The following is an 18,894-nucleotide window of genomic DNA, read 5'->3' as shown; positions in this document are numbered from 1 at the left end:
TCGCCGACTAAATGGATTTGGGAGGTAGAACTAAGCAGGATCGGGACTGTGCGCTAGAGCCGCTTGCGCACATAGCTGCCGGGGGCGGCTTCTAACACAGGCAACTGACCGTCGCCGGGCTGGCGGGCGGGGACCTCTGCGCCGCGCAGAGGCTTAAGCCAAGCCTGCCAGTGTTCCCACCAGGAACCATTGTGGCGCTCGGCCCTGTGTTGCCACTCCAGCGGTTCCAACGCCAGATCAGCACAGGTGCTGTAGCCGTATTTTTGTGCCGACGGCGGGTTGATGACCCCGGCGATATGACCTGAGCCGGCGAGCACGAAGGTCTTGTCGCCGCCGTGGGCGCGGGCGCCCTGGAAGCAGGCCTGCCACTTGGCAATATGGTCCTTCTCCGTCGCCAGAAAGTAGGACGGTGTGGCTATTTTGCCCAGGCGCAGATAGCGCCCGGCCAGCTTGAGCTCATCCTTGACCAGCTTGTTCTCCAGGTACATCTGCCGCAGGTAGAAGCTGTGCATGGCCGCCGGCAGATTGGTGCTGTCGCTGTTCCAATACAAGAGATCGAAGGCTGGCGGCAGCTCGCCCTTGAGGTAGTTGCTGATGAAGAAAGACCAGAAGAGATCGTTTTCCCTGAGCATGTTGAAGCCGAGCGCCATCATGCGGCCATCGAAGAAGCCCACTTGTTGCATCTGCCGCTCCAGCGCCGTGACTGACTGCTCATTGATGAACACCCCTATTTCGCCGGGATCGGCAAAGTCCAGCAGTGTGGTCAGGTAAGTGGTGCTGGCGATGCGTTTGCTGCGCCTGGAGGCGAGCAAGGCCTGGGTGCAGGCCAACAGGGTGCCACCTATGCAATATCCCAGGATATTGACCTGTTGCTCGCCCGTGGCCAGGGCTATGGCCTCCAGTGCCGCCAGCGGGCCTTCTTGCATATAATCTTCGAAGCTCACCTCGGCCAGGCTGGCATCCGGGTTGACCCAGGAGATCACAAATAAGCTATGGCCCTGATCCACTAGGTATTTTATCAGCGAGTTCTGGGGCTTGAGATCCAGCACGTAGAACTTGTTGATCCAGGGCGGCACCAGCAGCAGCGGCCGTTTGGCGACTGTGTCTGTGCTGGGCTGGTATTGGATGAGCTGCATCAGGCGGTTTTGGAACACCACCTGGCCGGGAGTGGCGGCAATATTTTCCCCCAGCTTGAAGGCGTTCAAATCTGTCATCGGCAGGTTGAGCCCCAAAGGGCTGTTTTCCAGATCGTCCGCCAGGCGCTTGAGGCCCTCGCTGAGGTTCTTGCCCCCCGAGGCCAGGGTCTGCTCTATCACGTCCGGGTTGGACCAGGGGAAGTTGGTCGGCGCCAGGGCGCTGATGTACTGGCGGGTATTGAACTGCAATTGCCGGCGCATCTTGGGATCCAGCTCGGGCAGTTGGGCGAAGAGGGCGTCCAGGTATTCGCTGTTGATGAGATAGGCCTGCTTGATGAAGTCAAACAGCGGGTGGCTTTGCCACTGGGGATGATTGAAGCGCTGATCGCCCGTCCTGGGCTCGGCCACAGTGTGAAATTGGCCACCCAGCAGGCGCTGGCTGGTCTGCTGCCACAGTTGTTGCTGCTTCTCCAGCCATTGGTTGTAGAGGGAAAACAGCCCGCTGGGATTGCCAAGCCAGGCCTGGTTGGCCTGCTTGACTGCCTCGGCCCACTGCTCGCCGCCATCGCCCTGCCAGTAGCTGTTGCCCTGCTGCCAGAGGTTGTCGAACACCTGCCAATAGGATTTGCCGAGCTCGAAGCATTCCTGCTCCCAGTCTTTATGCGCTGTCATTTATCACCCGATTTTGTTTAACGCTCGTCCAATGCTATCCAACGCTCGCCTATGTCAGTCTGCGACCCGGCTGCGTCTATTGTCTAAGTCTGTTGCCTAAGTCTGTCGTCTGGGTTGCTCCATGCCATTGCCCACCCGGATTGCTCATCCGCACTGGATGGGCATTGGCATGAAGGCAGCGTCTCGTCGGGTCGCTGCCTCTTTCATTCAGAACTGAGAGTTCAGAGCTAAATGCTCAGAGCTAAGTGCTCAGAGCCGAGTGCTCAGAGCCGAGTGCTCAGAGCTTAGCGTCAGACGGCCTTGGCCTGGGCCTTGGGAGCAGACTTGGCAGCGCCTTCCTCAGCCAGGATCTGCTGCATCTGGTCACGGAAACGCTGACCCATGTCGGTCAGTGTCTTGCCGTCTTCCACCATCTGCTGGTTCACCTTGGTCATGAAATCCATCTGGCCCTTGACATAGTGTTGCAGGCTGTCGGGATCGCGGATCTCTGTGGCGCTTTTCAACTGTTGCAGCTGTAGATCGGCATAGGTCTTGAGGGTGGTCAGCTGGAAATCTGTGACCATCTGGATATTGTCCACCATCAGGCGGTTGATATCGCTGACGGGCTTGAACATCTTTTGGGCTTGTTCGCTGAAGCTGTTGAAAAGGTTGTAATCCATCGTCATTTCCTTATTGCGTGGTTGGGTTGCTTAGGTCACTTGAGTTACTTGAGTTGTTTGAGCTCAGTACATGTGCTGGCCGCCGTTGATGGCCAGTTCGCTGCCTGTGATAAAGCCGGCATCCGGGCTTGCCAGGAAGCTGACGGCGCGGGCGATCTCCTCCGGTTGCCCCAGGCGTCCCACTGGGATCTGGGCCACTATCTTGTCGAGTATCTCGCTCGGCACCTGCATCACCATCTCGGTGGCGACATAGCCGGGGGCCAGGGTGTTGACTGTGATGCCGTGGGGCGCCAGTTCCTGGGCCAGGCTCATGGTCAGGCCGTGGATCCCTGCCTTGGCGGCGGCGTAGTTGACCTGGCCGAACTGGCCCTTGCGGCCATTGATGGAAGAGATGTTGATGATACGGCCGTAGTTGCGCTCCAGCATGCACTTGGCCACTATGGAGCTGAAGTTGAATACCCCTGTGAGGTTGACGTCTATCACCTGCTGCCACATCTCAGGGGTCAGCTTCTTGATGCTCTTGTCGCGGGTGATACCGGCGCAATTGACCAGCACGGCAATGGGGCCCAGCACCTCCTCGATATCCAGCACAGTGCGCAGGCACTGGTCATAGTTGCGCACGTCGCTGCCAAAGATGGCGATGTCGTGTCCCTGTCGCCTCTGCTCATCCTGCCATTGCCTGGCCTTGGTCTCGTTGCTGTAAGTGGAAACCACCCGATAATCTTCGCGGCTCAATGCCTGGCAGATGGCACTGCCTATGCCCCCAGTACCGCCGGTAACCAAAGCTACACCTGTCATTAATTGCTCCCTGTGGATCCTTGATGCGTCATTATTCGGCTTGCCAAGTGACAAAGGAGTGACAATGAGGTGATATTAAGACGAAATTTAAATCACAGAAAAACGACGCTCAAATGACAGTCCTGTCCTTTTACCTTTCAGTCATGGGCAAGGGCTGGTTTTGAAGCTGAATATTTTAATGTCCTGGATGTTACTGATTTGTTGAATGTAATTTATGGGTTTTCTTGCCGTATGTAGCGCGTCTGGAGTAGTCTTATTGGGTTCTCGGCTAAACATATAACCGTTGATTAATCAGGCATAAGGCTGGTGTTTAAGTTGTTTCAAGGAGTGGGGGCATAAGTGTCAGTCAACGCGGTGCTCCAGGAGCCGTTGTTATGAATGGAAGCGCATCACATTCCATCTTCCTCCTTAGTGCAGCAGATCAATATCTTATCGCCAAGATGCGGTTAAGATATGGTCACTCTTGTTGTTAACTCTAAAAATGGTGTTTCACATTGCTCTGTGGCAGCCAAAGTTATGGGCGGTAGCGTGTCAGCAGGACGAACGACTGAAGAGTGTCAGTCGTTTAGCGGACGCCAAGGGATTACGGCCCGCAACGCGGAACGGTAATCTGTCTGAAGTGCCCTAGGCTCAGGTGCCAGCGCTCTTTTGGCACGCCGCGAGCACATCCGTGTGGGCTCTGCGAAAACATCCTACTATTTTTAAATAGAAAGTCGAAGGCTAAAAGCTCGCTCACACCCGACCAGCAAAGTGTTGTTTGAATATGATGTTGTGCAAGGAGTTGAAACAGGGAACTAAAAACATCCGTGTTGGATCGATCTCGGGAGATAGGTGCAAATGAGAGTAATGGCTGTTGTCACTAACTTTTTTTTGCTATTAACACTAGACCAAGGGTTTTGTTGGCATAACTAAGTTTTTTAAGGAGTTAGTATGATTGAACTGGGAGTTTCAGAATTTTCAATGATCGCAGTTACGACAGGTAAGCCAAAAAATACAAAAATTCGTAAGATTGTTAATCGTGAACCTTACGCATTTTATAAAGACTATTATTTAGGTCTTCGTACAGCGATTAAGAGTATATTTACTCAAAAAAGGCACATTTCATATTTGTATGATGTTTCTAGGAAACAAAGCAATCCGACTAAAAAAGCGAAGTTTGAGAAAATTTCTGGAGTGTTTAAAAATTGGCAATCTGGTAAAACTATCAGCGCATACACCCCAATTAGAGAGTGTTATGTACATTCTGCCACAAGTATTAATTGTAATCCTGAGTTAAATGTTGTCCTTAATGGCGAACCAAGACTTGTTAAACTACATTTTAACGAGTCAGAAAAGATGACGCAGGTAAGAGCAAACATTATATGTGTTTTGATTAAAGAAGCCGTTAATGACCCGAGGTTTGAGTATAGTGTTCTCGACCTGACCACTGGGGAAGAATTTATGTTTAAAGGTGACTATGATAAGACTCTTTCTAGAGTTAATGATGAAATAAGTAATTTTGAAGTGGTGTGGAATGAATATGTTTAAACTCGGAGATTTAGTGTGTTTGTTAATGGTGTATTCTATCACCAAGATAGTATAGGCCAAAAAAAGTGGTAACTACAATTTGATAGAACATAAATGTAAAGATACACGATGATATTGTAGATGTGAAAACGTGCGATGTCACCTCAAAAATTGATGTGTAAATATTGCAACCTATAATTAAAATAAAGCTTTGAGCTGTTAAAAAAGAAAAAAGCATGCAAAGAAAAACTCTCCTTGTAATGATTTCTTTTGACATGTATTCATTTCCGTTATCCCTGACTCCTTTTACAAAAATGTAGGGTGACTCGCCATTGCTGCTTATTGGCTCATCAATACCTTCTCTTTTAAATGTAGCGATAGCAGCCAAAGCAGCAATGAAGAAGCCTGGTAGCCCAGAAGTAAATGAAATGGTTTTAGCGATGAAGCTATTTTCTCCAATCAATGCTTTTATATTAAATTCAGGGTACAATATGGACGAAACTGTGATAGTCATTAATGTGAACGGTATCACAATATCATAAAATTTTTTTCCACCCATACCTTTTATTGTTAAGTAGCTAAATGGTCTGGTTAACTGATATAGCATTTTATGCTTCCTTTTCAGTGATCATTTTTTTGACTATTTCTGTGTTGATTTCATTATATGAATCTTTCAGTTGGTTTTCAAAGTTCTGGAGTATATATTTCTTTGTGACTAGATTGTCCATAGATTCTGCAACGAAACCATCAACAAGTAATGTGGCAGTGTTTGATGCAACCTTAGTACCTCGTTTTTTATATGATATTTTTATTTTATCAAAATTATAATCTTCACTTTCCATAATGTAGCCACATACAGACTTTAAATACCCAATAGAGTCTTGTGTTATAATGCTGGTGTCTATACTCATTTTAAAATCTTTAGGGCGAATTATTTGGTGACTGTCGGGAATGGATATGTCTATATGTTTCTCTTTAATTAAAGTTACGTTAGATATTGTTCCATGCCTAATATCATTTAAAAAATCATCGCATGGTTTTGAGTTTAAAGTGATTACTGGTTTGTATTTTATATGCTTCAAATTTTTGTCTTGATATCTTGGTGAGCAACTAAATCTTACCTCATTTGTTTTTGCTATTTGAAAGAGCACTTTGTTAATGAATAGGTTAATTATTTGTTGGCTTATTTTGTTTACTTGTTCTATCAGAACATTGTAATTCTTATTTTTGTTTGGGGTTAGATCTATTAAAATGTGACAAGAGTACTCATACCCTTGTCCTTTACTTATGTTTGGAGTTATTTCTGTTCTTTCTTTAGTGTTTTGATTCTTTAAAACTGTAGTGGCTTTGCTTTTATCTAAGATATTTATCATTAAAGCTAAGTGATTATCTATTTTTTTTATGTGTTCAAGAGTGAAGCACAATTTCCCCTTACTGTATTCCTTACTAAACCCAATTATTTCAAAGATATAGTCATAAAGTTCTTCAATAGTAATGACTCTGTCTTCTGATATGTTTTCATCACTAACTCCTTGAGTTCGAGATTGATAATCAATTTTACCAAGATAATGTTTGACGACTCTAATATCTTCTTGTTGTGTGGCCAACCGAATATCCTTAGGTTTAGTGGTGACTATAATTTTAAATTGTACTGGGTTTAGATGTAATTTGGAAGGGAGCTAATCTTAAGTTTTATCAATAAAAATGGCGGATATCTACCGTAGCCAGTGATTTCAAATGCTGCCGCAGAATACAGAATCCCCCTTCGAAGTTGCTGCAGGGCGTTGAAGAAAATAGCGTGAACTCGGCATGGATGCCGAGTTAGCTTGCGAGGTACAGGATGTACCATCGTAAGCGTTAGTTATTTTTGAATAAGCCCAAGGGGCTTTCAACTTCGTCGGGGTGAGTGCTGCATAGCAGCGTTACGAACGAGAGGCATGGATGCCGAACTGGCTGTTAAACAGGGAAGTTGTTGGCACGGGGAGATGCAAGAGGGGGATTGCTGTTGATCCCCCTCTTGCCCTGGTGTGGAACGGAGTTCCACGACCTTTTCCAAGCGCAGCTTGGCTGCCGGCAAGAGTCATGGCGATGACTCAAGATCGCTCCCTATTCTGGGTCATAATCCAATATCGGTGCCAACCACCTCTCCGTCTCCTCAAGGCTCATGCCCTTGCGCGCCGCGTAATCCGCCACCTGATCTTTGCCTATGTTGGTGACGCCGAAGTAGCGCGACTTGGGATGGGCGAAGTACCAGCCGGAGACCGCGGCCGTGGGGAACATGGCGAAGCTCTCGGTGATATTGAGATCTATACACTCGTCGGGCTTGAGCAAGTCCCACAGCAGGCCCTTCTCGGTATGATCCGGGCAGGCGGGGTAGCCGGGCGCCGGCCTTATGCCCTTGTATTTCTCGCGGATCAGCGCCTCGTTGTCCAGCCGTTCATCCGCGGCATAACCCCAGAATTCCTTGCGCACCCGTTCGTGCATCCGCTCGGCGAAGGCCTCCGCCAGGCGGTCGGCCAGGCACTTGAGCATGATGGCGTTGTAGTCGTCGTGGTTGGCCTCGAAGCGCGCCACATGTTCGTCTATGCCGTGGCCGGCGGTGACCGCGAAGCCGCCCATGTAGTCGGCGACGCCCGAGTCTTTGGGGGCGACGAAGTCGGCCAGACAGAAGTTGTCGTTGCCGACCCGCTCCAGCTGCATCCTCAGGTGATGAGTGGTCATGAGCACCTGTTGGCGCGACTCGTCGCTGTACAGCTCTATGTCGTCGTGGCCGACGGTATTGGCCGGGAACAGGCCTATGACCCCCTTGGCGGTGAGCCATTTCTCCCGGATCAGGGTCTCCAGCATGGCCTGGCCGTCGGCGAACAGCTTGCGCGCCTCCTCGCCGACCACCTTGTCGTCGAGAATTTCAGGATAGTGGCCGTGCAGCTCCCAGGCGCGGAAGAAGGGCGTCCAGTCGATGCGCTCGACGAGATCGGTCAGCGGGTAGTCGTCGAATACCTGCTTGCCCAGCACCTTGGGGGTCACTGGGGTATAGCTGGCCCAGTCGTGCTGGCAGCGGTTGTCCCGCGCCGCCGCGATGGAGACAATGTGCTTGCGCTTGGTCTGCGACAGCCGCTTCTCGCGCAGGTTGTCGTAGTCGGCGTATTCGGCATCTATGGTGGCCTGGCGGGTCTGGTTGCTGACGAGCTTGCTCACCATGGGCACGGCGCGGGAGGCATCGGCGATATAGATGGCGCCATGGGGGTAGTGGGGCGCTATCTTCACCGCAGTGTGGATCTTGGAGCAGGTGGCGCCGCCTATGATGGCGGGAATGGTCAGGCCTTCGCGGGCGAAGGTCTTGACGTTATGCACCATCTCATCCAGGCTGGGGGTGATGAGCCCGGACATGCCTATGATGTCGATATTGTGCTCCTTGACGGCCTCGAGAATGCGCTCCACCGACACCATCACCCCGAGATCGAACACCTCAAAGCCGTTGCAGGCCAGCACCACGCCGACGATATTCTTGCCTATGTCGTGGACGTCGCCCTTGACCGTCACCATCAATATCCTGCCGTTGGACTGGCCGGCGACCTTCTCCAGCTCTATGTAGGGGTTGAGGTAGGCCACGGCCTTTTTCATCACCCGTGCCGACTTGACCACCTGGGGCAGGAACATCTTGCCCGAGCCGAACAGATCGCCGACCAGATTCATGCCGTCCATCAGCGCGCCTTCGATCACATCCAGCGGCCGGGCGGCGGCCTGTCTCGCCTCTTCGGTATCCTGATCGATAAATTCCGTGATGCCCTTCACCAGGGCATGGGCCAGGCGCTCGCTCACCGGCAGGCTGCGCCATTGGAGATCTTCCTTCTTGCCGGCCGTGGCGCCGTCGCCGCGGTACTTCTCGGCGACATGGAGCAGCTGCTCAGTGTTGCTCGACGCTTCCCCGTTGGCATCCACTGCGGTGCAGGGCAGGTTCAACACCACGTTTTCGACCAAAAGCTTGAGCTCGGGATCTATGTCGTCGTAGATCGCCAGTTGGCCGGCGTTGACTATGCCCATGTCCATGCCGGCCTGAATGGCGTGGTACAGGAACACGGCGTGGATGGCCTCGCGCACCGGGTTGTTGCCGCGAAACGAGAAGGACACGTTGGACACGCCGCCGGAGATCATCGCATGGGGCAGGCTGGCCTTGATGTCCCTGATGGCCTCGATGAAGTCGACCGCATAGTTGTCGTGCTCCTCTATGCCGGTGGCGATGGCGAAGATGTTGGGGTCGAAGATGATGTCTTCCGGCGGGAAGCCGACCTTATCCACCAACACCCGGTAGGCGCGGGTACAGATCTCCAGTTTGCGGGCGCGGGTATCGGCCTGGCCCTGTTCGTCAAAGGCCATGACGATGGCGGCGGCGCCGTAGCGCTTCACCAGCCGCGCCTGCTCGATGAACTTGGCTTCGCCTTCCTTGAGGGAGATGGAGTTGACTATGCCCTTGCCCTGGATGCACTTGAGGCCGGCCTCTATCACTTCCCACTTGGAGGAGTCGATCATCACGGGCACCCGGCTGATGTCGGGCTCGGAGGCGATGAGGTTGAGGAACTTGTGCATGATTTCGACGCCGTCGAGCATGCCTTCGTCCATGTTGATGTCGATGATCTGGGCGCCGTTCTCCACCTGCTCCCTGGCCACGTCCAGCGCCTTCTCGAACAGCCCCTCCTTGATGAGTTTGAGGAACTTGGCCGAGCCGGTGACGTTGGTGCGCTCGCCCACGTTCACGAACAGCGACTGGGCGTCTATGGTCAGGGGTTCCAGCCCGGACAAACGGCAGGCTACGGGGATCTCGGGGATCACCCGAGGTGAGTGCTTGCTCACCGCGTCGCGTATGGCACTTATGTGTTTCGGGGTGCTGCCGCAGCAGCCGCCGACTATGTTGAGCAGGCCCTCGGCCGCCCACTCGCCTATGACGTCGGCCATCTCCTCCGGGGTTTCGTCATAGCCGCCGAACTCGTTCGGCAGGCCGGCGTTGGGGTGGGCCGAGACATAACATTCGGCGATGCGCGCCAACTCTTCCACATAGGGGCGCAGCTCCTTGGGCCCCAAGGCGCAGTTGAGGCCGATACACAGGGGCTTGATGTGGCGCAGCGAGTTGTAGAAGGCCTCGGTCGTCTGGCCCGTGAGAGTGCGGCCGGAGGCATCCGTGATGGTGCCCGAGATCATCACAGGCAGGCGTTCTTGGCTGCCATCGGCAGGCACGCCGAACAGCTCGTCGAACACGGATTCGATGGCGAACAGCGCCGCCTTGGCGTTGAGGGTATCGAAGATGGTTTCCACCATGATGATGTCGGCGCCGCCTTCAATCAGCGCCCGGGTGGATTCTATGTAAGCGGTCACCAACTCATCGAAGCTGACGTTGCGGTAGCCTGGGTCATTCACATCCGGGCTGATGGAGCAGGTCCTGTTGGTGGGACCCAGCACCCCGGCCACATAGCGGGGAATGCCGCTGGCGGCGGCCACCTCATCACAGGCTTCGCGGGCGAGGCGGGCGGCGGCGAAGTTGATGTCCCTGGACTGGGCCTGCATGTCGTAATCGGCCATGGCTATGGTGGTGGCGTTGAAGCTGTTGGTCTCTATTATGTGCGCGCCGGCATTGAGGTAGTCCAGGTGGATCTGCTTGATGAGCCCTGGCTGGCTCAGCACCAGCAGATCGTTGTTGCCCTTGACGTCGCAATGCCAGTCCTTGAAGGGCTCGCCGCGGTAATCCGCCTCTTGCAGTTTGTGGTCCTGGATCATGGTGCCCATGGCGCCATCGAGGATCAGTATGCCTTGTTGCAGTTGGGCTCTTAGCGCCTGAGTCAGGGCCTGGGCCCGTTGCAATGTGATGGGAGTCGCTGTCGCCATAAGTCGTTACCTGCAGAGTGCTCGGTTAAGAGTGCTCAGTTAAGAGTGCTAAGTTAAAAGTACCGAATCGAGCGTATGGTGTCTGGTTTTCGACGGGAAAATGTTGCCGTCGGTTAATTATTTTTGGACATACATACGTATAGACGTCCATAATACGCGACATAATCGCTCGAGGGCAAGGTCAATGTTAGCCCGGCCCCCGGCGCGCACTTCTTTTCCCGGCCCTGGACCGCGGCCGGAAAACTGACGCTATCGGGGTGTTATGCAACGGGCACAGATTTTCTTACTCAGGCATGGCGAATGCGAGGGCGGTGCCATACTGCGCGGCCGCACGGATGTGGCCCTGACGGCGCAGGGGCGGGCGCAGATGCGGGCGGCTCTGGCCCAGGCCCAGACTCTGGTTCAGGCCCAGGCCAAGGCTCTGGCCCAGACTCAGGTCCAGACTCAGGTCCAGGTGTCGGCGCCTGGCCATGAGACACTGGCTTGGGGGACGGCGCCGCACCTGTACAGCTCGCCACTGCGGCGCTGTGCCGATTTTGCCGCCGAGCTGGCCGCCGACGGCTGGCGGCCGAGGGAGCTCCCGGGTCTGCGCGAGCTGGACTTCGGTGACTGGGATGGGCAGAGCTGGGAGCAGCTGTATCTCACCCAGGCAGAGGCGCTCGACGCCTATTGGCAAGACCCTTGGGCGGCAGCGCCGCCGGGCGGCGAGTCCATGGCGGCCTTCGAGGCCAGGGTGGATGCCGCCTTCGCCTCAGTGCTGGCGGCGCTGCGCCGTGCCTCTTCTGCCGCCGGTGAATCGCCCGCCGGGCCTGAGACCGCCTTGCTGCTGACCCACGGCGGGGTGATGCGCCATCTGTTGGCGCGGGTGTTGGGGGTGGCGCCGAGTGCCGGTTTCTACCATAGCCTGGCTTTGCCCTACGCCGCCCTGGTGCGCCTTGAGGTGTTCTGGGGCCATGACGAAGAGCGCGAGGCCGCTTGCAGCTACCGGCTGCACTGGCCCGGAAGCTAGCCGTCTTGCCTATTGATGTAAAAGCCGGATAATAATCCGTCCCCGGCCTGGCCGGGGTAAATGAACCCAGGTGTCGGGGATGGTTGGCCAAGCGCCGCCATCAACCCGGCGTGACAGGGAATCGGGGAACGGCAATAGCTGCCGCCAGCCCGAACTGTGCCCGCAACTGTGAGTGTGGAGCAAGGAGGCCGGCCTCTTGCCACTCGAGTCAGGATACCTGCCTGGGTTTGTACGCCGTCGCAGCGCTGCGCCGGTTCCATCACTGTGCTCGAGCGGGTGACTCGGGGGAGCTTAAGATGACACTATTTTTACCCATGGCCCGTGCCATGGCGGCGTTGACCCTCGCAGGTCGCCGGCTATGACAGTCGCCGAAACCGGGACCATGCCCCTGGCTCTGTCTGTCTCGGATCTGAGTTGGCGCCTCGGCGACAAGGCCATTCTGTCGGGCATCAGCCTGGGACTGACCCAGGGGCAGATGCTGGGCATCATAGGCCCAAATGGCGCCGGCAAGTCCAGCCTGTTGCGTTGCCTGTACAAGTTTATCCGACCTACGTCCGGCGAGATCTGCCTGCATGGCATGGACATAGCCGGCATAGCCGCCAAGGCATTCGCCTGCAGGGTGGCCGTGGTGCAGCAGGATACCCCCCATTATTTCGACATGAGCACCACTCAGTTGGTGGCCATGGGGCTGACCCCACATAAGGGGCCGTTCGACGGCACCAGCCAGGCGGACAAGGCCGACATAGCCCAGGCGCTGGCGAGGGTCGGCCTGAGCCATAAGGCGGCCCAGCAGTACGAACACCTGTCCGGCGGCGAGAAGCAGCGGGCGCTGATCGCCCGTGCCATAGTGCAGCGGCCCCAATTGTTGATCCTCGACGAGCCCACCAATCACCTGGACATCAGATACCAAATCCAGATCCTCGAACTGGTGCGCAGCCTGGGGATCAGCGTCATCGCCTCCATCCATGATCTCAACCTTGCCAGCGCCCTGTGCGACAGCCTGCTGTTGCTGGATAAGGGCCGCTGCATCGTCAGCGGCACCCCGGATCTGGTGCTGACGGAGCAGCGCATCGCCGAGGTCTTCGGCGTCTGTTGCCGGGTGCAGCCCCATCCCCAGCATGGCAAGCCGCTGATCAGCTACTTCTACGGTTACAGCGCCGCGACGGCCGCTATGACACAGGGAACCCAAGATGCAATCGACTGAGAAATTTGAGGACCGGGCATTGAAAGGGGGCTTGAAAGCGTCTCTGGGCTTACTGCTCACCCCCTTGTCGCTGCAGGGCTGGCTGCTGTTGGCGCTGGCCTTGCTGGCACTGCTGACGCCGCTGCTGGCGACCAGCTTCGGGGCCGCCAACATCAGCATGCTGGACGTGGTGCGGGTGCTGGGACATAAGTTGTTCGATATCGGCCAACCGAGCGCGATAACGGAGCGGATAGTGCTGGAGCTGAGGTTGCCGCGGACAGTGCTGGCCTTCGTGGCGGGGGCCGGGCTGTCGATCGCCGGCGCCGTGCTGCAGCTGGTGACCCGCAATCCGCTGGCGGATCCTTATCTGTTCGGCATCAGCTCCGGGGCCTCGTTCGGCGCCGTGGTCATGCTGACCCTGTTCACAGGCACCGGCCTGTTGGCGGGCTCCGGGCTCGCCGTCGACTCAGGCCTTGCCGCCTCAGGCTCAGGGCTGTCTGCCGGCTCAGGGCTGTCGCTGCTGATGTGGCTGCTTCTGCCGCTGGGGGCCTTCTGCGGTGCCAGCCTGTCAGTGCTCCTGGTGCTGCTGCTCTCCGGGCTCGGCATCAGCAGCCAGGTCGAGCGCATGCTCTTGTCCGGGGTGGCGACCTCCTTCATGTTCGGCGCCCTCACCAGTTTGCTCTTGTATTTCGCCAGTCCCCAGGCCACGGCCTCTGTGCTCTTCTGGAGCCTGGGCAGCTTCGCCAAGGCCAGCTGGGCCCTGTTGTCACTGCCCCTGCTGGTGGTGAGCCTGAGCTTGTTGGTGATACTGGCACTCAAGCGGCAGATCCTGGCGCTGCAGGCCGGGGATGAGACGGCCCATACCCTGGGGGTCAATGTGCCCAAGCTGCGGCTGGGGATCTTGCTGCTATGCTCGCTGATCACCGCCATACTGGTCGCCAGCTGTGGCGGCATAGGCTTCGTCGGCCTGATGATCCCCCATATCGTCAGGCTGCTGTTTCCCGGCCGGCAGCCCATATTGCTGACGGCCCTGGTGGGCGGGCTGTTCATGGTGTGGATAGACGTGCTGGCCAGATGCTTGTTGGGCAACCAGGAGCTGCCGGTCGGCATCATTACCGCGGCGATCGGCAGCGTGTTCTTCCTGTTCGTGCTGCGTCGCCGTGGCCGCTACGGCTAGGCCGGGTCTCTTATCCAGCCAAGATTGCCCTTAACAGCAGCCTTAACCTTAGAGTGAGTAGCCATGTTCAATATTCCCGCCCTCAGCCATGCCGGCGACGCCGAGATCCAGCACAGGATAGACCACAAGACCAAACCGCCAGGGGCCCTGGGGGAACTTGAGCCGCTGGCGTTGCAGCTGGCCAGGGTGCTGGGCAAGGAGGCGCCGGCGATCCGCAGGCCGACCATGCTGGTGTTTGCCGCAGATCACGGCATCGCCGCCCATGGGGTATCGATAGCCCCGAGTGCTGTCACCACCCAGATGGTGCATAACTTCCTCGGCGGCGGCGCCGCCATCAATGTGTTCTGCCGCCAGCTGGGCTATGAGCTGGAGGTCATAGACTGCGGCATCCTAGAGCCGCTGCCGCCAACCCCTGGCCTGGTAGCACAGCGTCTGGGGGCAGGCACGGGCGCGATACATCTGGAGGCCGCCATGACCCAGGCCCAGGTGACCCAGGGGCTGGCATTGGCGCGCGCCCTGGTGGCCCGCCACCATGAGGCCGGGGCTAACCTCATCGCCCTGGGCGAGATGGGCATAGGCAATACCTCCTCGGCGGCGGCTGTCATGGCGGCCTTGACCGGCTTGCCGCTGACGGACTGTGTCGGCCGCGGCACCGGCATAGACGATGCCGCGCTGGCCAACAAGAGGGCGCTGCTGGCCCGGGCGCTGGCCTTGCATGGGGATGAGCCGACGTCCGGGCAGGCCCAGGCTCGGCCGGATCCGCTGCGAGTCCTCGCCTGCCTCGGCGGCTTCGAGATAGTGCAGATGACGGGCGCCATGCTGGCGGCGGCCGAGCTTGGGATGCTGGTGTTGGTCGACGGCTTCATCGCCACGGTGTCGGCCCTGCTGGCGGTCAGGCTGAATGCCAATGCCAGGGACTATATGATCTTCGCCCACGAGTCCGAGGAGCGCGGCCATAAGCTGCTGCTCGCCGAGCTGGGTGCCAGACCCCTGTTGAGCCTGGGACTGAGGCTGGGAGAGGGCACGGGCGCCGCGCTGGCCCTGCCTCTGGTGCAGGCGGCGGCGAATTTCTACAACCAGATGGCGAGCTTCGACGAGGCCGGGGTGACTTCGGTCGTCTGATTAACGGGCCAGTAACAAGGCCAGTAAACCTGCTGCCGGCCAGGTCCGGCTGGGCAGCATAAGTATCAACAAGGTTAAGGATGTTCCATGTCACGCAAGCATCACTGGCACAGGCAGAGCGATCTCTTCTTCGTGGCCCTGGGATTTTTCACCCGCATCCCCATGCCCTCCTGGGTCGAGGTGGACGGCGACAAGCTCAACCAGGCCAGCCGTTACTTCGGCCTGGTGGGCCTGTGCATCGGCCTGTGCTGCGCCTTTGTGTTCTGGCTGAGTCAGCTGTGGTTGCCGGCCGGGGTGGCCGTCTTGTTGGCGATGATCGCCGGGGTATTGCTCACCGGCGGCTTTCATGAGGATGGCCTGGCCGACACCGCCGATGGTTTCGGCGGTGGTTGGTGCGTCGCCGACAAGCTCAGCATAATGAAGGACTCGCGCCTGGGCACCTATGGCGCTCTGGCGTTGGTGCTGGCGCTGCTGCTCAAGTGGCAGCTGTTGGTTGAGCTGGCCCTGTATGCCCCCATGGTGGCTGTGTGGGCGCTGGTGCTGGGCCACTGCCTCAGCCGGGTGCTGGCGGCCAGCATCATCTTCACCGAGACCTATGTGCGTGACGATGACAGCAGCAAGTCCAGGCCTCTGGCTCAGACACAGGGCATCGACGAGTTGCTGATCTTGCTGGCGACCGGGCTCCTGCTGCTCCTGTGTCTCAATGGGGTGGTTGCCTTCGCCCTGCTTATCGCCCTGTGGCTGATCCGCTGCTTGCTGGTGGCCCTATTCCGGCGCCAGATAGGGGGTTATACCGGCGATACCCTGGGGGCGGCCCAGCAGCTCGCCGAGCTGGGCTGTTACCTGGTGCTCCTGGCCATGGGGAATGCCCTATGATACATCTGGTGTTGGGCGGTGCCCGCAGCGGCAAGAGCAGCTACGGCGAATCTCTGGTGCAGGCCCTGGCACGCGAGGGCCATGAGTGCCTGTATTTGGCGACGGCCACCGCCGGGGACGGGGAGATGGCGGCGCGCATCGCCCGCCATCGCCGCCAGCGGCAGGCGGGGGGCCTGGACTGGCAGCTGCACGAAGTGCCGCTGGCTCTGGCTGATGCGCTGACGGCCTTGGCGGCGGCGAACAGGGTGATACTGGTAGATTGCCTGACCTTGTATCTCACCAATGAACTGCTGCAATGCCCTGCCGACTGGCCGGGGCATAAGGCCAGGCTGCTGGCATGCCTGCCAGGGTTACCAGGAGATATCATATTGATCAGTAACGAGGTAGGTTCAGGAATAGTGCCCATGGGGGAGCTGAGCCGCCAATTCGTCGACGAGGCAGGCTGGCTCAATCAGGCCATGGCCCAGGTTGCCGACAGCGTCACCCTGGTGGTGGCCGGCTTGCCGCTGCCACTCAAGGGAGGCATGGCATGAACGCCAAAGTTTGCATGACCCAGGCTGCTATGCCTGAGACTACTGCACCTGAGACTGCTCTGTCTGGAGCTGCTGCACCTGAGGTGCCTGCGCCTGGGGCTAACATGCTGATGGTGCAGGGCACCACCTCGGATGCGGGCAAGAGCACCCTGGTGGCCGGCCTCTGCCGCCTGTTCGCCAGAGATCCAGGGCTGGGGTTCGATTCCGTGGCGCCCTTCAAGCCGCAGAACATGGCGCTCAACAGCGCTGTGACCTCGGACGGCGGCGAGATAGGCCGGGCTCAGGCGCTGCAGGCGGCCGCCTGCTATCTCATGCCCCACACAGACTTCAACCCCGTGCTGCTCAAGCCCAGCTCGGACACCGGCGCCCAGGTGATCATCCAGGGCAAGGCGCTGACGACCCTGGAGGCGGGGCAGTTCTTCGGCCCGGCCAGTCGCGATTACAAGGCGCGGGCCATGGCGGCCGTGCTCGACTCCTTCTCCCGTTTGCGGCTGGGCTATCGCCTGCTGCTGGTGGAAGGGGCGGGCAGCCCGGCGGAGATCAACCTGCGCGAGGGCGACATAGCCAACATGGGCTTCGCCGAGGCGGTCGATTGCCCTGTTATCCTCATCGCCGACATAGACAAGGGCGGGGTGTTCGCCCATCTGGTGGGCACCCTGGCGCTGCTGTCGGCCAGCGAGCGGGCCAGGGTCAAGGGCTTCGTCATCAATCGTTTTCGCGGCGACATCGGCCTGCTGCAACCCGGCATAGACTGGCTCGAAGCCTATACCCATAAGCCCGTGCTCGGGGTGCTGCCCTATCTGCACGATCTGCATCTGGACGCCGAGGATGCGCTGCCGCAAGCCACTCAGTCGCAAGCAGGGCTCTCGTCTCAGGCAAGTCAGGCAAGCGCCGGACTCAGGGTGCTGGTGCTGGTTTACCCGCACATCAGCAACCACACAGACTTCGACCCCTTGCGCCTGCATCCAGGGGTAGACTTTCAGTATGTGTCGCTGCAGAGCCAGGCGCAGTGCGGTGACAAGCGTTTGCCGGCGGCGGATCTCATCATCTTGCCCGGCAGCAAGAATGTGCGCGCCGATCTGGCCTTCCTGCGACAGCAGGGCTGGGACGGGGACATAGCACGGCATCTGAGGTACGGTGGCAAGCTCATGGGCGTCTGCGGCGGTTATCAGATGCTGGGCCAGTGGATAGCCGATCCCCTCGGAGTGGAAGGCGCGCCGGGACTCAGCCCAGGCCTCCGGCTGTTGCCGCTGACGACCGGACTCGAAGCCGACAAGCAGCTGCGGCGGGTGACGGGGGAGCTCTCATTGCTTGGGCAAACCGCGGCCGTGCAGGGCTATGAGATCCACTGCGGCAGCTCGGACTTGCCGGCGAATGCCGCTTCGCCCATCAGGCTAACACTTGAGCATGCCCTGGGCTCGGGCTTAGACTCAGACTCAGGAACAGACTCGGGCTTTTGCGACGGCCTGCTCAGTGACGACGGCCAGATCCTCGGCACCTATCTGCATGGGCTGTTCGATTCACCCACAGCCTGTGGCCTGCTGTTGCAATGGGCCGGGATGGCATCGACTGGAATGGATCCAGGGGCAGGGGCGGTCGATATCAATCTCATCCGCGAACAACAGCTCGACCGGCTCGCCGACGTCTTGGCGGCCCATCTGGACATGGACAAATTACAGCAAATTCTACGGGAGGACAGCAAGGCATGACGGATAAACAGACTCAGCAGCAAGAGCTGCAACAGCAGGAACGCAAGGCCGAGCGCCATAAGGCCCGCCAGCAGAAGGTGAAGGCCGGGGTGGATGCCAAGATAGCCGCCGCCCAGGAGGAGAAGGGCATCTTGCTGGTGCTCACGGGTAACGGCAAGGGCAAGAGCACGGCCGGCTTCGGCACCGTCGCCCGCGCCGTCGGCCACGGCAAGAAGGCGGCCGTGGTGCAGTTCATCAAGGGCACCTGGGAATGCGGCGAGCGCACCCTGCTCGAAGGTGCCGGGGTCGAGTTCCATGTGATGGGCACGGGCTTCACCTGGGAAACCCAGGACAAGGCCAAGGACACGGCGGCGGCCGAGGCGGCTTGGGCGGCGGCGGAAACCTTGCTCAAGGATCCCAGCGTGGATCTGCTGCTGCTCGACGAGCTGACCTATATGGTCAGCTATCACTACCTGGAGTTGGCACGGGTGCTGGATGCCCTGAGAAACCGTCCGCCGATGCAGCATGTGGTAGTCACGGGCCGCGCCTGCCACAGGGACATAATAGAACTGGCCGACACGGTCAGCGAAGTGCAGCCGATCAAACATGCCTTCGAAGCCGGCATCAAGGCCCAGCCCGGGTTCGATTATTGACTCAG

General features: G+C 57.8%; 15 protein-coding genes and 1 riboswitch. Of the genes, 9 read left to right on the top strand and 6 right to left on the bottom strand.

From position 1 onward, the window contains the following. Positions 1-53 precede the first annotated feature (53 nt). From phaC to phbB, 3 genes are all read right to left on the bottom strand, one after another. Positions 54-1,808 carry a class I poly(R)-hydroxyalkanoic acid synthase gene (phaC, locus tag HC757_RS07080; protein WP_169563598.1) on the bottom strand — a complete coding sequence of 585 codons (1,755 nt, stop codon included), beginning with the start codon at positions 1,806-1,808 and terminating at the stop codon, positions 54-56. 290 nt (positions 1,809-2,098) lie between these two features. Then, positions 2,099-2,467, bottom strand: coding sequence for a phasin family protein (locus HC757_RS07075; protein WP_169563597.1), 369 nt, complete (start codon positions 2,465-2,467; stop codon positions 2,099-2,101). Between the two features lie 63 nt (positions 2,468-2,530). Further along, positions 2,531-3,265: an acetoacetyl-CoA reductase gene (gene phbB, locus HC757_RS07070; RefSeq protein ID WP_169563596.1), complete on the bottom strand. Its 735-nt coding sequence runs from the start codon at positions 3,263-3,265 to the stop codon at positions 2,531-2,533. Positions 3,266-4,195: 930 nt separating this feature from the next. On the opposite strand from phbB, the gene HC757_RS07065 reads away from it, so the two are divergent. After that, positions 4,196-4,792: a hypothetical protein gene (locus HC757_RS07065; protein ID WP_169563595.1), complete on the top strand. Its 597-nt coding sequence runs from the start codon at positions 4,196-4,198 to the stop codon at positions 4,790-4,792. A 22-nt stretch (positions 4,793-4,814) separates the two neighbouring features. On the opposite strand, the gene HC757_RS07060 is transcribed toward HC757_RS07065, so the two are convergent. The 3 genes from HC757_RS07060 to metH form a co-directional block, all read right to left on the bottom strand. Continuing rightward, the gene (locus HC757_RS07060) at positions 4,815-5,378 is read right to left on the bottom strand and encodes a hypothetical protein (RefSeq protein WP_169563594.1); all 564 of its coding nucleotides are present in this window, start codon (positions 5,376-5,378) and stop codon (positions 4,815-4,817) included. A gap of 1 nt (position 5,379) precedes the next feature. Continuing rightward, positions 5,380-6,378 carry a hypothetical protein gene (locus tag HC757_RS07055; RefSeq protein ID WP_169563593.1) on the bottom strand — a complete coding sequence of 333 codons (999 nt, stop codon included), beginning with the start codon at positions 6,376-6,378 and terminating at the stop codon, positions 5,380-5,382. A 499-nt stretch (positions 6,379-6,877) separates the two neighbouring features. After that, positions 6,878-10,648 (bottom strand): methionine synthase, encoded by a 3,771-nt coding sequence (metH, locus tag HC757_RS07050; protein ID WP_169563592.1) that lies wholly within the window; start codon positions 10,646-10,648, stop codon positions 6,878-6,880. A 262-nt stretch (positions 10,649-10,910) separates the two neighbouring features. On the opposite strand from metH, the gene HC757_RS07045 reads away from it, so the two are divergent. The 8 genes from HC757_RS07045 (at position 10,911) to cobO (ending at position 18,889) form a co-directional block, all read left to right on the top strand. Further along, complete coding sequence (locus tag HC757_RS07045; RefSeq protein ID WP_169563591.1) at positions 10,911-11,657, top strand: histidine phosphatase family protein; 747 nt, start codon at positions 10,911-10,913, stop codon at positions 11,655-11,657. Positions 11,658-11,714: 57 nt separating this feature from the next. After that, positions 11,715-11,896, top strand: a riboswitch (cobalamin riboswitch). 119 nt (positions 11,897-12,015) lie between these two features. Further along, positions 12,016-12,861 (top strand): ABC transporter ATP-binding protein, encoded by an 846-nt coding sequence (locus tag HC757_RS07040; protein WP_169563590.1) that lies wholly within the window; start codon positions 12,016-12,018, stop codon positions 12,859-12,861. Beyond that, the gene (locus HC757_RS07035) at positions 12,848-14,017 is read left to right on the top strand and encodes a FecCD family ABC transporter permease (protein WP_169563589.1); all 1,170 of its coding nucleotides are present in this window, start codon (positions 12,848-12,850) and stop codon (positions 14,015-14,017) included. Before HC757_RS07040 ends, HC757_RS07035 begins: the two co-directional genes overlap by 14 nt. Positions 14,018-14,080: 63 nt before the next feature. Continuing rightward, positions 14,081-15,139, top strand: coding sequence for a nicotinate-nucleotide--dimethylbenzimidazole phosphoribosyltransferase (gene cobT / locus HC757_RS07030; RefSeq protein ID WP_169563588.1), 1,059 nt, complete (start codon positions 14,081-14,083; stop codon positions 15,137-15,139). Between the two features lie 87 nt (positions 15,140-15,226). Then, the gene (locus HC757_RS07025) at positions 15,227-16,015 is read left to right on the top strand and encodes an adenosylcobinamide-GDP ribazoletransferase (protein WP_169563587.1); all 789 of its coding nucleotides are present in this window, start codon (positions 15,227-15,229) and stop codon (positions 16,013-16,015) included. After that, positions 16,012-16,548 (top strand): bifunctional adenosylcobinamide kinase/adenosylcobinamide-phosphate guanylyltransferase, encoded by a 537-nt coding sequence (gene cobU / locus HC757_RS07020; RefSeq protein ID WP_169563586.1) that lies wholly within the window; start codon positions 16,012-16,014, stop codon positions 16,546-16,548. Before HC757_RS07025 ends, cobU begins: the two co-directional genes overlap by 4 nt. A gap of 110 nt (positions 16,549-16,658) precedes the next feature. After that, entirely contained in the window at positions 16,659-18,257 is a 1,599-nt protein-coding gene (locus tag HC757_RS07015; RefSeq protein ID WP_169563660.1) for a cobyric acid synthase, read from the top strand. Further along, entirely contained in the window at positions 18,254-18,889 is a 636-nt protein-coding gene (gene cobO / locus HC757_RS07010) for a cob(I)yrinic acid a,c-diamide adenosyltransferase (protein ID WP_169563585.1), read from the top strand. The genes HC757_RS07015 and cobO overlap by 4 nt, the downstream gene beginning before the upstream one ends. Positions 18,890-18,894 lie beyond the last annotated feature (5 nt).

Source organism: Shewanella salipaludis, from assembly GCF_012911865.1.
Taxonomy (GTDB): domain Bacteria; phylum Pseudomonadota; class Gammaproteobacteria; order Enterobacterales; family Shewanellaceae; genus Shewanella; species Shewanella salipaludis.
Note: the sequence above shows the minus strand (reverse complement) of the source record. Positions and strands in the feature narration are given on the sequence as shown.

Coding starts and splice junctions, on each gene's coding strand:
- phaC (WP_169563598.1), bottom strand. CDS start 1,808: ATGACAGCGCATAAAGACTGGGAGCAGGAATGCTTCGAGCTCGGCAAA.
- HC757_RS07075 (WP_169563597.1), bottom strand. CDS start 2,467: ATGGATTACAACCTTTTCAACAGCTTCAGCGAACAAGCCCAAAAGATG.
- phbB (WP_169563596.1), bottom strand. CDS start 3,265: ATGACAGGTGTAGCTTTGGTTACCGGCGGTACTGGGGGCATAGGCAGT.
- HC757_RS07065 (WP_169563595.1), top strand. CDS start 4,196: ATGATTGAACTGGGAGTTTCAGAATTTTCAATGATCGCAGTTACGACA.
- HC757_RS07060 (WP_169563594.1), bottom strand. CDS start 5,378: ATGCTATATCAGTTAACCAGACCATTTAGCTACTTAACAATAAAAGGT.
- metH (WP_169563592.1), bottom strand. CDS start 10,648: ATGGCGACAGCGACTCCCATCACATTGCAACGGGCCCAGGCCCTGACT.
- HC757_RS07045 (WP_169563591.1), top strand. CDS start 10,911: ATGCAACGGGCACAGATTTTCTTACTCAGGCATGGCGAATGCGAGGGC.
- HC757_RS07040 (WP_169563590.1), top strand. CDS start 12,016: ATGACAGTCGCCGAAACCGGGACCATGCCCCTGGCTCTGTCTGTCTCG.
- HC757_RS07035 (WP_169563589.1), top strand. CDS start 12,848: ATGCAATCGACTGAGAAATTTGAGGACCGGGCATTGAAAGGGGGCTTG.
- cobT (WP_169563588.1), top strand. CDS start 14,081: ATGTTCAATATTCCCGCCCTCAGCCATGCCGGCGACGCCGAGATCCAG.
- HC757_RS07025 (WP_169563587.1), top strand. CDS start 15,227: ATGTCACGCAAGCATCACTGGCACAGGCAGAGCGATCTCTTCTTCGTG.
- cobU (WP_169563586.1), top strand. CDS start 16,012: ATGATACATCTGGTGTTGGGCGGTGCCCGCAGCGGCAAGAGCAGCTAC.
- HC757_RS07015 (WP_169563660.1), top strand. CDS start 16,659: ATGGTGCAGGGCACCACCTCGGATGCGGGCAAGAGCACCCTGGTGGCC.
- cobO (WP_169563585.1), top strand. CDS start 18,254: ATGACGGATAAACAGACTCAGCAGCAAGAGCTGCAACAGCAGGAACGC.